This is a genomic window from Psychrobacter cibarius (assembly GCA_030686115.1).
GTDB classification, from domain to species: domain Bacteria; phylum Pseudomonadota; class Gammaproteobacteria; order Pseudomonadales; family Moraxellaceae; genus Psychrobacter; species Psychrobacter cibarius_C.
In genome coordinates, this window is record CP131612.1 from 734790 (window position 1) to 748393 (window position 13604).

Sequence of the window (13604 nt, forward strand, 5' to 3'; positions counted from 1 at the left end):
AGCTCACAAACCATCGAATATAATAGCAGTTGATTGGTCAGTGAGCGGCTTTTATGATATTGCCGTGGCACTTGAAAATGAGGACGATAGGTTACTTATCAGTGGCTTACGCAGTTTTCGTTTCTTTGTGACAATGATATTGCAAAGATAGTAATCATAACGATTGTTATCGATGACTTTATGTATTGTCTCCGGACTTATCTGTCTACAATGACTAAGATAAACTTATTATTTGAAATGCGCTAAGCGTGACTCTAGCGGTTGTATTAAACATGGAAAAATATTCAGCAATTCAATCTTTTTAATAAGCCTGTCGTAAAATCTAACCATTTTACAAATTAGTATTGGCTGTGAGAGTGATTTAAATTGTGAATATTGATGCCTCTGTATAAATCAACCTGTTGTAAATGCTGTCTGCTATTTATCAATAATAAGCTTCTTTTATAGATGCACGCGCATCTTGTCACTGTACATCGATAGACTCCTGCCATAAAACTGACCCTACATATATTGCTGTGTTTGAGTAGCCTGCTGTCTTATAAAACAGCGTTACTTAGAGATAGTGGGCACACATTCTTGATATGGATAAGGATTCGCAGCCATTTCTATAAGACGAACCATCTTGTGTAAATAGCGTGGTTTTCTCTTATAAATGAACGCCAATTCTTGACAAAAAAAAGGTGATGACAGTGACGCAAACCACGCAAAGTCCGAATATGACGGGACATACCCAAACGGGGAATGCCGCCAAAAATTTTGAAGAAAAGCAACAACGCCTCGCTGAGGGTAATGAGCAACCTATAATGCTATCTGGTGCTGAGATGTTGGTGCAATCACTGACTGATGAGGGCGTCAAATATATTTTTGGCTATCCAGGTGGTGCGGTTCTTCATATCTATGATGCTTTGTTTCAACAAGAGAATATCGAGCATGTTTTAGTACGTCATGAGCAAGCAGCCGGTCACATGGCAGATGCTTATTCGCGAGTCACAGGGCAGACAGGTGTAGTATTAGCGACGTCAGGTCCAGGTGCTACTAATACCGTAACGGCTATCGCAACAGCGTTTATGGATTCTGTGCCGATGGTGGTTATCGCAGGTCAGGTACCTAGCAGCCTAATTGGGGAAGATGCCTTCCAAGAAACAGATATGGTCGGTGTATCACGTCCTATCGTGAAGCATAGCTTTCAAGTGCGCCACGCTAGCGAAATCCCAATGATTGTCAAAAAAGCCTTTTATATTGCTCAGTCTGGACGCCCAGGTCCTGTAGTGATTGATGTGCCAAAAGATATGACTGCGCCAAGTGAAAAGTTTGCTTACGCTTATCCAGAAGAAGTGTTTATACGTTCGTATCAGCCGTCATTAAAAGGTCATAGTGGTCAGATTAAAAAAGCGGTTGAAACGCTGCTTGCTGCAAAGCGTCCGATTATTTACTCTGGTGGCGGTGTTGTTTTAGGCAATGCGCATAAAGAGCTTACTAATCTTGCGCACCGTTTAAATTTACCAGTAACCAATACCTTAATGGGCTTGGGTGCGTTCCCTGGTTCTGATAGTCAGTTCTTGGGTATGCTCGGTATGCATGGCACGTATGAAGCCAATATGACCATGCATCATGCCGACGTCATCTTGGCAGTTGGCGCACGTTTTGATGACCGTGTCACTAATAATGTCAAAAAATTCTGTCCAAATGCGACGATTATTCATATTGATATTGATCCTACCTCTATTTCAAAAACGATTAATGCGCATATTCCGATCGTGGGTGATGTTAAATCTGTCCTGACCGATATACTAGAGATTGTTGGTGAAGATAAAGAATTAGATCAACCAGCATTGTTGGATTGGTGGTCACAGATTAATGAGTGGCGTAAGCGTCATGGCCTGCGTTATGACACCAGCACTGATAATGGCATTAAGCCCCAAGCGGTCGTTCAAGCCTTAGATAAAGTGACGAATAGTAACGCTATTATCACCAGTGACGTCGGTCAGCATCAGATGTTTGCAGCGCTTTATTATACCTATAATGAGCCGCGCCAATGGCTAAACTCAGGTGGTTTAGGGACGATGGGTGTTGGCTTGCCGTATGCGATGGCAGCCAAACTAGCTAACCCTGAGCGTGACGTGGTTTGTATCACGGGTGAAGGCTCTATTCAGATGAATATTCAAGAGCTCTCAACCTGCTTACAATATAATTTGCCGGTTAAAATCCTAAACCTAAATAACGCCCAATTAGGCATGGTGAAGCAATGGCAAGATATGCTGTATGAAGGTCGTCACGCCCATTCTTATATGAATTCACTACCAGACTTTGTCAAACTCGCTGAAAGCTATGGTCACGTCGGTATCAAGATTACTGATCCTGCGACCATGGAAGCACAATTGGCGGAAGCCATGGCAATAACAGATAGATTGGTATTTATTGACGTTTATGTCGATCGTAACGAGCATGTATATCCGATGCAAATCGCTGGGCAAGCAATGCGTGATATGTGGTTAACAAAAGGGGAGCGTACCTAATGCAACAACAACATCTGATTTCGGTATTGATGGAAAACGAAGCGGGTTCGTTGTCGCGAGTGGTCGGTTTGTTCTCTCAACGTGGCTACAACATTGAAACTTTGAACGTTGCGCCAACAGACGATTCGAGTATTTCTCGCTTAACATTGACCACTATTACATCACCTGAAAAAATAGAACAAATCACCAAGCAATTGCATAAATTGATTGAAGTGGTTAAAGTGCTTAATCTATCAGATACCGTACACGTCGAACGTGAGTTGATGCTCATAAAAGTACGGGCGACGGGTGGCGTACGTGAAGAGATTAAACGCAGTGCCGATATTTTCCGTGCACAAATCGTTGATGTAAACGCCAATCTATATACCATTCAAATCGTTGGTGACAAAGCCAAACTTGACGGCTTTATTGATGTGATTGGTCGTGAACGTATTATGGAAGTGGTGCGTTCGGGTGTGATTGGTATTGCACGCGGCGAAAAAACGCTCAGTTTATAATGAGCGCTTACTGTACCTATTGTAGGTCAAATTATTTATTCAAACATTAACATAGCGCTTATCTCACCCATCACTTCGATAAGGTGATTATAATTTAAGTGTTTATTTATCCATGGCAAGCCATGATTTAGGAAAAGGACTCTGTTTATGAACGTTTATTATGATAAAGATTGTGATCTATCAATCATCCAAGGCAAAAAAGTTGCCATCATTGGTTACGGTTCACAAGGCCATGCACACGCGCTTAACCTACAAGATTCAGACGTTGATGTGACCGTTGGTCTACGTGCTAACTCTGGCTCATGGAAAAAAGCGGAAAACGCAGGTCTGAAAGTAGCTGAAGTAGAAGAAGCGGTAAAAGCCGCTGATGTCATCATGATTTTGACGCCTGATGAGTTTCAAAAAGAGCTTTATAACGACGTGATTGAGCCTAACATCAAAGAGGGCGCGACCCTAGCCTTTGCTCATGGTTTTGCGATTCATTATAACCAAGTCGTTCCACGTGGTGATCTTGATGTCATTATGGTTGCACCAAAAGCACCAGGTCATACGGTACGTTCAGAGTTTGCAAAAGGCGGTGGTATTCCTGATCTTATCGCTATCTACCAAGATGCCTCAGGTCAAGCCAAACAGTTAGCACTATCTTATGCTGCTGGCGTTGGTGGTGGTCGTTCAGGTATTATCGAAACAACCTTTAAAGATGAAACTGAGACTGACCTCTTTGGTGAGCAAGCGGTACTTTGCGGCGGTGCAGTAGAGCTGGTTAAAATGGGCTTTGAAACCCTAACTGAAGCTGGCTACGCCCCAGAAATGGCTTACTTTGAGTGCTTGCATGAGCTTAAGCTTATCGTAGACCTCATGTATGAAGGCGGTATCGCTGATATGAACTATTCAATCAGTAACAATGCTGAATATGGCGAATACGTAACTGGTCCTGAAGTCATCAATGAGCAATCACGTGAAGCCATGCGTAATGCCCTAAAACGCATTCAGTCTGGTGAGTACGCGAAGATGTTTATCTCTGAAGGCGCAACCAACTATCCATCAATGACGGCTCGTCGTCGTAACAATGCAGAGCATCAAATCGAAATCACTGGCGCTAAGCTACGTGGCATGATGCCTTGGATCGGTGGTAACAAAATCATCGATAAAGAAAAAAACTAATTCAGTATTAAGCTATTAAGAGATTCATCGCTGATATAGAACTAAGAGCCCATGCTATTACTTAATAGTGTGGGCTTTTTTAGTTTGCACTACTTTAGTGAATTTTAACCACAATCGCTTTGGTGTTGGTTGAAAACGACCAATCGATGCCTCATATATCTAGCCTTCATTGATTTTTTTGAATATTCTTAGTGCAACCAATTGCTGGTTAATTATCAAGACGATTGAGTTGCGCGTTCTTACTTTTTTATAGATTATAGGTTGTGTGTTGTGCAAATATCTTATCCAGACTGGCTAACGCCGCAATTCGTATATATTACTCTTAGCGCTGTGGTAGCTGTTTTAATATGGATAGAAGGGGAGATGCTCAAAAAAACCGATGGCAAATTGCCGAAGTCTAAGTTTTTTCAAATCAGCTCACTCTTGGATACTTTGTGGTTCTTTATTTCCGTTGTCATATTATATGTGATTGATTTGACGCCACTAGCCATTACGGTACCTGCTGCTTATGGCATCTATACTACCTTTGGATGGATATACGGGACGCGTTTACTAAAACGTAAAGGTATTCCTGATTCTCCTAAAGACTTGGTGATACCTGCTAAATATATCGCCTATAGTCAGTCATTTTCGCTGATATTTTTTGCGCTTTGTTTGTTAGTATTAAGTTCACCGTGGTTACCGATATCTCAATGAAGCATATGCTGACTTATCACCTATTTATTATTTGAGATAATGCTGTCATCAACTTAAATGACACCTTTAAGTTAGAATGGTAGATAGTAAATGATATAAAATATCTTTCTTATCAATGTATTAGATAGTATTTTATTGGCTGTTGTGACTTTTCAAAACGGATTATCGTTATTTACAAAAATCATCAATTTAACCTGTTGCGATTATAAAAAGCTGCTATAATCAGCCTGTACTCAAAAGATTTTAGGTCGTAATTTCAAGCTATCTAACGATATTTTGATCGTATTGACTGTTGCATTTAGCAGAAAATAGTTTGGGTATATATCAATTAATCGGTGATGACACACGTCTCGCCAACAGTTAAAGAGTTAGGAAAATTTATGTCAGATAAAGTTGAAGGCACTGTAAAGTGGTTTAATGAAGCTAAAGGTTTTGGTTTTATCGCTCAAGACAATGGCGGACAAGACGTATTCGCTCACTACAGCGCTATCCAAGGTGGTGGTTTCAAAACTCTAGCCGAAGGCCAAAAAGTGTCTTTCATCTTAGGTGATGGCAAAAAAGGCCCACAAGCCGAGCAAATCGAAGCTATCTAATCTCATTTGACATCTGGTAAGCTGATTAGTCAGTAAGCTTGATGACAGTAAGATTATCAATATGCATTGATGCCTTTGTTTGTTAAAACAATAAAAATACTGTTTCAACTCTAAAAAAAAGCAACCTCTTATCAGGTTGCTTTTTTTATGCCATTTTTCTCGCTAAAAACGTAAAATCATCAAAAGCATACTGATATTAGTTGTCAGTCATCAGCACTGACTCAAAAAAAATCTAACAAAATAAGGTTGTTTTATGAAGTGGGAGGCATGGTTTTCAATCGATTGGCAGCAAGTGCTGGGTATTTCTCTATCTGCAATCGGTTTTTATTTAGGGTTAATGTTGTTTACAAGATTGATGGGATTGCGAAGTTTCTCCAAGCTCTCAAGCCATGATTTTGCGATGACTGTCGGTATTGGCAGTATACTTGCTTCAACGGTGCTATCAGACACACCGTCATTAATGCAAGGGCTGTTTGCTGTCGCAGTATTGTTTGTGATTCAAGGGGTTATCTCATTTATCAGGCGTAAATTCAAACCGTTAAAATCTCTGATAGACAATCGAGCCATTATATTAATGGCGCATGGCGAGTATTTTAGTGGAAATTTAAAAGAGGCCAATCTTAGTACTAGTGATGTTCAACAGGTTTTGCGCAAGAATGGAATCAAGTCTAAAACGGAAGTATTTGCTGTCATTATGGAAACCACAGGGGATATGAGTGTCATCAAAAATAATGCAGTCACGCCTGACTGGTCATTATTCGATGATATACGCGACAGTGAGTTGCTGATTGGTTCCAGTAAAAACAGTAAGTCGTAGATTTTGAGTTTTTGATTGTTGTTCTCGATGGATACCAATGACATAGATCACAACAATCCATTAAGTAACTATCGTGTTGACAGTGCTAAAAACAGGTGAAATATTGAGAATGTAGGTTAAAGAAGACTGTAAAATTGTGCACTTATAAACTATTTATTATAAAATGGTGACAAATTTATGACGCATTATTCACGGCGTTGTCTTGACCTTATGCCTGTGCTCACGCAAGATACAGGGGTCTGATAATAATGGTTGGCTTAGCTTTAGCAGATTTTATCAATGAGTAGTGTGATACTAATACCATTTTCGGTATTGTTTCTTCTTGCTTAATTAACTACTATCTGTTGACGCAGTAATAACCCTAAGTAGTATTTTGAATGACAGTTTAAAAAAATGAACCTTTGGTTCTTAACTGACAATTTTTAATTCATAACATTAATAAACGAGGAACGTATGAAAGCATTAGTAGCGGTCAAGCGTGTCATTGATTACAACGTAAAAGTTCGTGTAAAAGCTGACAACTCTGGCGTTGATTTATCAAACACTAAGATGTCAATCAACCCTTTTGATGAGATTGCAGTAGAAGAAGCGGTTCGTCTAAAAGAAGCGGGTGTGATTGATGAAATCATTGTTGCTTCAATCGGTCCAAAAGAATCACAAGAGCAAATTCGTGCAGCGTTAGCATTGGGCGCTGATCGTGGTGTTTTAGTGTTGACTGATGACAAGCCGTATCCATTACAAATTGCTAAGATCCTCAAAAATATCGCCGAGAGTGAAGGCACTGATATTATCTTATTGGGTAAGCAAGCCATTGATGATGATAACAACCAGACTGGTCAGATGCTAGCGGCATTGATGGGTATCGGTCAGGGTACGTTTGCATCAGAAGTGAAGGTTGAAGGCGATAAAGTAAACGTGACTCGTGAAATCGACGGTGGTTTACAGACGTTAGCACTTGAGCTACCAGCGGTTATTACCACTGATTTGCGTTTGAATGAGCCTCGTTATGCTAAATTGCCTAACATCATGAAAGCGAAGAAAAAGCCACTTGACGAAAAAACGCCTGCTGATTTTGGTGTTGATATGGCCTCTAAGCAAGAGATCATTAAAGTTGTGCCACCTGCTGAACGTAAAGCTGGCATCAAAGTGGGTTCAGTGGATGAGTTGGTCGATAAGCTAAGAAACGAAGCAAAAGTCATTTAATGTTTCAATGATTGGATACTTCGCTACGGCATATCCTGTACAAGGCTATAGATTTAACTGATTTATTTTATATAAAATAATAGTTGCTCAAACAGCTTTGTACACAAACAACCGCATGAATAGATGATATGAACAAAAAAGGATTAAAATCATGGCAATTTTGGTATATGCAGAACATGACAATGCCAGTCTAAAAAAGGCAACTTTGAATACCATCGCTGCTGCTAAGCAAATGGGTGATGATATCCATGTGTTGGTTGCAGGTAGTGGTGCTCAAGCTGTCGCTGACCAAGCAGCTAAAGCAGAAGGCGTGACTAAAGTATTATTAGCAGACAACGCTGCTTATGAGCATCAATTGGCGGGTAACGTCGCGCTATTGGTTGCTGATATCGCGGGTGATTACAGCCATATCCTTGCACCTGCTACCACTACTGGTAAGAACTTTATGCCACGCGTTGCCGCTTTACTTGACGTAAGCATGCTATCAGAAATCTCAGCCGTCGTAGATGCGCAAACATTTGAGCGTCCTATCTATGCTGGTAACGCCACAGCAACTGTTAAGACCACAGAAGATAAAGTTGTTATGACAGTACGTACCACGGCTTTTGACCCAGTAGCAAGCGAAGGTGGTTCAGCTACTGTTGAGACAATCGACAACGTGCAAGAAACTGGCAAAGCAAGCTTCGTTAATGAAGAGATGGCGAAATCTGACCGTCCTGAATTGACTTCAGCAGGCATTGTGGTTTCTGGTGGTCGTGCATTGGCAAATGGTGAAAACTTCACCAAATATATCGAACCATTGGCTGATAAACTTGGCGCTGCCGTTGGTGCATCACGTGCCGCTGTTGATGCAGGGTATGTACCAAACGATATGCAGGTCGGTCAAACGGGTAAAATCGTTGCACCAGACTTATATATCGCAGCGGGCATTTCAGGCGCGATTCAGCATTTAGCGGGTATGAAAGATTCTAAAGTTATTGTTGCTATCAACAATGACCCAGAAGCACCTATCGCTAGCGTTGCTGATTACTTCTTAGAAGCTGATTTATTTACAGCATTACCTGAGCTTACTAGCAAGGTTTAAGTTTAAACAGTTAAGCGTTTAATGTCGCTTAATATATCATAAGTCATAAAGCCTTCGGTTCAATGAATCGAAGGCTTTTTTGTGGAGTATTGTCAATGCTGACATGATTTCGCTGTTTCTTGTATAGCTACAGTTCATCTTGTTTTTATCTGCATTTTTGAACTGCGGACATGCTCTAGTCAAATGGATAAATGTCCGCTACTATATGAATGTAAGCTATTATATTAACGTTATAGTTTAATTTGTAGAGCAAGATTATAGTGATAATTAACTGACTATACTCAATAATAGATGATTACATGATAGACCAATTAATTAGTACATTAAGGGATTAGGAGATGCTAATGAAGGCAGAATTAAACACGTCAGAACGCTTACCTCAGGAATGGAATGACTGGGTAGCGACTAATATAATTCGCGGTGTCCAAGCAGAGACAATTGTTCAAACGCTAAAGGATAATCACTTTTCAGACACTCAAATCAAAGCCGCTCTGAGTGATGATTCCAAGGTGGCGGCAAACGACAGTAAACAATCAATTCGTAGACTGCCAAATAATTGGAAAGGATGGGTCGCTACCAATTTGCTTGAAGGCACGAGTAAAAACAGTATTGCGAAAGTATTGGCTAAGCAAGGCTTTAGTCACGCAGAGATATTGCTAGAAATAGAGACGGCCTCTAAAAGCCCTTACCTACAAGCAGGCGTTAAAGCCACCAAGCTACTAAAAAAACGAGAATGGCTTCTTAATACTTGTGACGACTTAGCCAAGTTAGATCCCGGCTACAGCCAACAAATTGAGGTGATTGATACGCCGCTGTTTGAGGTATTTATCAAGGATTACTATAGTAAGCATAAGCCTGTGGTGCTTAAAAAAGGTATCGATCATTGGCCAGCACTGAAGAAATGGAGCCCGCATTATTTTGCAGATACGATAGGCGATGCGGAAATTCAGGTGCAGTTTAATCGCGAGACTGATGCGCTTTTTGAACGTCATTCCGATAAGTATCGTAAATCAATGCTGATGTCTGAATTTGTCAATATGATAGAAAATGACGGTGAAAGTAATAACTACTATATGACTGCTAATAACACACAACAAAACGTTGAAGCCATTAGACCAGTATTGGATGACATCGGTGATTTTGGTGAAGGCTATCGCCAGCTTTTAGATAATGATGCAGCTTTTAGTACCTATTTCTGGATGGGACCCAAAGGTACCTTTACGCCATTGCATCATGACTTAACTAACAACATGTTGGTTCAAGTATATGGCTTTAAGAAGGTTACGTTGATTCCAGCGTGGCAAGTGCCTTGGCTCTATAATGATTTGCACGTTTATAGTGAAGTAGATTTTCCTAATTTTGATTTAAAGGAACATCCATTAATGCAACATGTGACCCCAGTTGAAGTCACTATTAAAGCTGGCGAGGCGCTATTTATTCCTATAGGGTGGTGGCATTGTGTGAATGGACTGGAGAAATCCATTAGCATTAGTTTTACTAACTTTAATGCACCAAACAACTATTCTGCAAGCTTTATGGAAGCACAAGGTTAGTTTCTATATGTAGTTGAGAAAATAAACTCTACCTAAAGCATTGACTGAATCACTATATTTATTCAGCCCATGCTTTGCATGGGCTACATACATGACAGAATATTTTAGGCATAGTTTCTTTGACGTAGTGTTTCATACAAGCATAATGAGCCTGCAATGGCGACATTCAGACTTTCTTGACCATTAGGCTGTGGTAGAGCGATAGGGGTGGCGCACTGCATCAGCTCATCACAAACGCCTTGTCCTTCATGCCCCATAATCCAAGCAATAGGTTTTTTTAAGTCATGTTGATAAATCACCGTATCAGTATGTGAGCTGGTCGCAAATAGCGGTGTTTGTACATGGTCTAAAATATCTTGCACACTTAGATCTTCATAAATAGTCAGGGCAAACTGAGCGCCCATGCCTGCTCGTAATGTCTTAGGGGACCACGCTTGTGCCGTAGCGCTGGTACAGAGTATGTTCTTAATGCCAACCGCTGCTGCGGTGCGTAATAGGGTGCCCACATTGCCGCTGTCTTGCACATCATTTAAAATCAAGCAGTCATCATTAATCATCGATAAATGAGGCGTTGGTACTTTAATAATTGCCATGATATCGATACCAGTACCTAAGCTACGAATGCTCTCATACAGCGAATTTGATAACGTTAAAATAGGCGTATAAGTAGGCAAGCGCGTCAAAATTTGCTGAACCTCGGGATGGTTGTGCGCAGACTCCGCGAGTAGGATTTGAGCAAACGGGTAGTCGCTACGCAGCGCCGCATCGATGAGATGCACGCCCTCAATCACCGTTTGACCTTGCTTCTTCCGCTGCCGCGCTTGCGTTAACAAGGATTTGACAAGTTTAACGGTCGTATTTTTATCTGAGGTAATAAGCTCGGTGGGATTTGCTACCATAGTAGATCGCTTAGAAAAAAATATAAAAAAATTAAACAATCAGTATAAAGTATTACAAATGCTCTGGCTTTATACTGATTATTATCAAAGTAACGTTAAAGGGCTTATTTATTAGCGTAAGTTACATGCAGATTTTTAACATAATCGACTTCATTTTTGCTGCCAAGTACCACTGGGACGCGTTGGTGAATGTCATTTGGTTCTATGTCTAAAATGCGATTGACTGCATCCGTTGCCGCGCCACCAGCGCGTTCAATCAATAAGCTCATTGGATTGGCTTCATACATCAAGCGTAATTTGCCCGCTTTATTGGCATATTTGGTATCGAACGGATAAGTGAAGAGACCACCGCGACATAAAATACGATGCACATCACCGACCATGGCCGCCACCCAGCGTGTATTAAAATCGCGACCACGAACACCCGTTTTGCCAGCAATTAACTCATCGATATACTGCTGCATGGGTACGCGCCAGTAGCGGTAGTTTGAAGCATTGATGGCATATTCGCTGGTATCGGCATCGATTTGCACGTCTTCTTGTATTAATACATAATCGTTAGTGTCAGGGTCTAGGCTAAACATCACGACATGATCGGCGATAGTTAGCGCTAGTACGGTAGAGGTGCCATATAACAAATAACCGGCGGCTAACTGTTGATTACCAGCTTGCAAGAAGTCGCTATTTTCACTGATTTGACCTTGGCGCTGGTACGGTAAAATAGAAAAGATAGTGCCAACGGCCATATTAATATCGATGTTTGATGAACCATCAAGCGGATCGAACAATACCAACAAACTGCCATCTGCATTAGCAGGGGTAGCATCGTCAAGCTCTTCTGAAGCAACGCCTGCACAATGGGTATTTTTCGCCAAAGCATCTAATAATAAGTCATTGGCCAGTACGTCCAGTTTCTTTTGGTCTTCACCTTGGACGTTTTGGTTGCCAGCTTCGCCTAGAATGTCTGCTAGTGCCCCTTTTCTCAATAATTGTGAGATGGTTTTACCCACGTCAGTGACAGTCGTAATAACGTCACTCAGTGCAGGATTGGGTGAATAATCATTGAGATAGTCTGTAAGGGTTGTCATAAGGCTTCCTAATAAATGCTGTTAAAATAAAGGCTACTGAAACTAAGGATTAAATAAGGGGTTGGAAAATCGGTTGGGTCGCATGTTACAGACCTAAATCCGGTAAATTTTTAAATACCTCGCACGGCATCTTTGTCCTGACCACAAAATCAGCTACACTATCACTATTATTATTTATTTATCGTTTGGCTAAGCGGATTTTTAATGATGGTTTTGACAGGTCTATGGCTACTGCCCAAGCGGATGACAATGGCTGTTTTTTACGGCGCTACGTCTCTCACTGCCACTGGGGTAAATTGTAGCAAATAAGTGCCAAAATGTCCTTGTCTCTGTGCTTATCGTCGACTATAAATCGCCAAAAAACGCATAAATAATGATTATTAAATCATATAAACCAACAATAAAGACCTGCCATTATGCCAAATTCTACTGATAGCCGCTCAACTCAGACAGTCTCGCCAACGGATTATGCCAAATTCGACCCTGATACCATTCATGAGAAACTTGATGCGTCGTTAAGTCGTCCGCAGCTTAATAGCGATGGCAGTATTCGTCATTTTTTGGGGGTAGAAGGTCTTAATAAGGCGCAGTTGCAGGCTATTATTGCCAAAGCAGAGACGTTTTTTGATGATAACGGACAGCTCATTAACCGTCCTGAGCTCGAAGGCTATACGGTAATGAATTTGTTTTTTGAACCGTCAACGCGTACCCGTACGACCTTTGAAGTAGCCGAAAAGCGTCTCGGTGCCAATGTGCTCAATATCGATATCGAGCGCTCTAGTACCAAAAAAGGTGAAAGCTTGCGCGATACGCTGTGGAACCTACAAGCCATGACGGCAGATATCTTTGTGGTACGGCATTCAGCATCAGGTGCTGCCCATTTTATGGCAACAGAGGTGACACCCGATATTGCCATTATCAATGGCGGTGATGGCTGGCATGCGCATCCAACGCAAGGGATGCTCGACATGCTCACTATTCATCGTGAAGCACCGCGCCCATTTGAGGAGCTGTCAGTGGCTATCGTTGGCGATATCAAGCATTCGCGAGTGGCGCGCTCAGATATCAGTGCACTACAAACCTTGGGTGTAAAAGACATCCGCGTCTGTGCGCCGCGTACCTTATTACCGAAAGGTATTGAGCGTTTTGGGGTACGAGTCTATGAAGATATGAATGACTGTGTCACGGACTGTGATGTCATTATGGGATTAAGAATACAAAACGAACGTATCGGCTCGCCGCTGCTGGCATCATCGAGTGAATATTATAAACACTATGGTATTACACCAGAGCGCATGGCATTGGCTAAGCCGGATGCGTTGGTCATGCATCCAGGGCCGATGAACCGCGGTGTTGAGATTGCATCAAGCGTTGCCGATGGCGACCAGTCAGTGATTTTAAAACAGGTGAATAACGGCATCGCTATTCGTATGGCAGTACTGTCGCTAGCTATGGAAGGTCAGCGCGCTCACCAAGCCGCGAGTAAATAATCCT

General features: G+C 41.5%; 12 protein-coding genes. 10 read left to right on the forward strand and 2 right to left on the reverse strand.

Annotated features, from left to right (window positions below; translation table 11 throughout):
* Nucleotides 1-803 precede the first annotated feature (803 nt).
* The 9 genes from Q6344_03175 to Q6344_03215 all read left to right on the forward strand — a co-directional run bounded on the left by Q6344_03175 (nt 804) and on the right by Q6344_03215 (nt 10123).
* Nucleotides 804-2516, forward strand: a complete 1713-nt coding sequence (locus Q6344_03175; protein WLG15129.1) for an acetolactate synthase 3 large subunit — start codon at nt 804-806, stop codon at nt 2514-2516.
* The gene (gene ilvN, locus Q6344_03180) at nt 2516-3013 is read left to right on the forward strand and encodes an acetolactate synthase small subunit (protein ID WLG14364.1); all 498 of its coding nucleotides are present in this window, start codon (nt 2516-2518) and stop codon (nt 3011-3013) included. Before Q6344_03175 ends, ilvN begins: the two co-directional genes overlap by 1 nt.
* 147 nt (nt 3014-3160) lie before the next feature.
* Entirely contained in the window at nt 3161-4177 is a 1017-nt protein-coding gene (ilvC, locus tag Q6344_03185; GenBank protein ID WLG14365.1) for a ketol-acid reductoisomerase, read from the forward strand.
* A gap of 270 nt (nt 4178-4447) precedes the next feature.
* Entirely contained in the window at nt 4448-4873 is a 426-nt protein-coding gene (locus tag Q6344_03190; protein WLG14366.1) for a hypothetical protein, read from the forward strand.
* A gap of 380 nt (nt 4874-5253) precedes the next feature.
* Nucleotides 5254-5466, forward strand: a complete 213-nt coding sequence (locus tag Q6344_03195) for a cold-shock protein (protein ID WLG14367.1) — start codon at nt 5254-5256, stop codon at nt 5464-5466.
* A gap of 253 nt (nt 5467-5719) precedes the next feature.
* Entirely contained in the window at nt 5720-6283 is a 564-nt protein-coding gene (locus Q6344_03200) for a DUF421 domain-containing protein (GenBank protein ID WLG14368.1), read from the forward strand.
* Nucleotides 6284-6736: 453 nt separating this feature from the next.
* The gene (locus Q6344_03205) at nt 6737-7486 is read left to right on the forward strand and encodes an electron transfer flavoprotein subunit beta/FixA family protein (protein WLG14369.1); all 750 of its coding nucleotides are present in this window, start codon (nt 6737-6739) and stop codon (nt 7484-7486) included.
* A 151-nt stretch (nt 7487-7637) separates the two neighbouring features.
* Nucleotides 7638-8570, forward strand: a complete 933-nt coding sequence (locus tag Q6344_03210; GenBank protein WLG14370.1) for an FAD-binding protein — start codon at nt 7638-7640, stop codon at nt 8568-8570.
* A gap of 344 nt (nt 8571-8914) precedes the next feature.
* Nucleotides 8915-10123, forward strand: a complete 1209-nt coding sequence (locus tag Q6344_03215) for a cupin-like domain-containing protein (protein WLG14371.1) — start codon at nt 8915-8917, stop codon at nt 10121-10123.
* 104 nt (nt 10124-10227) lie between these two features.
* Here Q6344_03215 and Q6344_03220 read toward each other — a convergent pair whose 3' ends face one another.
* Nucleotides 10228-11022 (reverse strand): RNA methyltransferase, encoded by a 795-nt coding sequence (locus tag Q6344_03220; protein WLG14372.1) that lies wholly within the window; start codon nt 11020-11022, stop codon nt 10228-10230.
* Nucleotides 11023-11126: 104 nt separating this feature from the next.
* A complete protein-coding gene (locus Q6344_03225) occupies nt 11127-12110 on the reverse strand; it encodes a class 1 fructose-bisphosphatase (protein WLG14373.1) in 984 nt (327 codons plus the stop codon).
* Between the two features lie 416 nt (nt 12111-12526).
* On the opposite strand from Q6344_03225, the gene Q6344_03230 reads away from it, so the two are divergent.
* Entirely contained in the window at nt 12527-13600 is a 1074-nt protein-coding gene (locus tag Q6344_03230; protein WLG14374.1) for an aspartate carbamoyltransferase catalytic subunit, read from the forward strand.
* Nucleotides 13601-13604 lie beyond the last annotated feature (4 nt).

Bases quoted from the DNA above. Each gene is read 5' to 3' on its own strand.
- Q6344_03205 (WLG14369.1), top strand. From the start codon at position 6,737: ATGAAAGCATTAGTAGCGGTCAAGCGTGTCATTGATTACAACGTAAAA.
- ilvN (WLG14364.1), top strand. From the start codon at position 2,516: ATGCAACAACAACATCTGATTTCGGTATTGATGGAAAACGAAGCGGGT.
- ilvC (WLG14365.1), top strand. From the start codon at position 3,161: ATGAACGTTTATTATGATAAAGATTGTGATCTATCAATCATCCAAGGC.
- Q6344_03220 (WLG14372.1), bottom strand. From the start codon at position 11,022: ATGGTAGCAAATCCCACCGAGCTTATTACCTCAGATAAAAATACGACC.
- Q6344_03215 (WLG14371.1), top strand. From the start codon at position 8,915: ATGAAGGCAGAATTAAACACGTCAGAACGCTTACCTCAGGAATGGAAT.
- Q6344_03230 (WLG14374.1), top strand. From the start codon at position 12,527: ATGCCAAATTCTACTGATAGCCGCTCAACTCAGACAGTCTCGCCAACG.
- Q6344_03175 (WLG15129.1), top strand. From the start codon at position 804: ATGCTATCTGGTGCTGAGATGTTGGTGCAATCACTGACTGATGAGGGC.
- Q6344_03225 (WLG14373.1), bottom strand. From the start codon at position 12,110: ATGACAACCCTTACAGACTATCTCAATGATTATTCACCCAATCCTGCA.
- Q6344_03195 (WLG14367.1), top strand. From the start codon at position 5,254: ATGTCAGATAAAGTTGAAGGCACTGTAAAGTGGTTTAATGAAGCTAAA.
- Q6344_03210 (WLG14370.1), top strand. From the start codon at position 7,638: ATGGCAATTTTGGTATATGCAGAACATGACAATGCCAGTCTAAAAAAG.
- Q6344_03200 (WLG14368.1), top strand. From the start codon at position 5,720: ATGAAGTGGGAGGCATGGTTTTCAATCGATTGGCAGCAAGTGCTGGGT.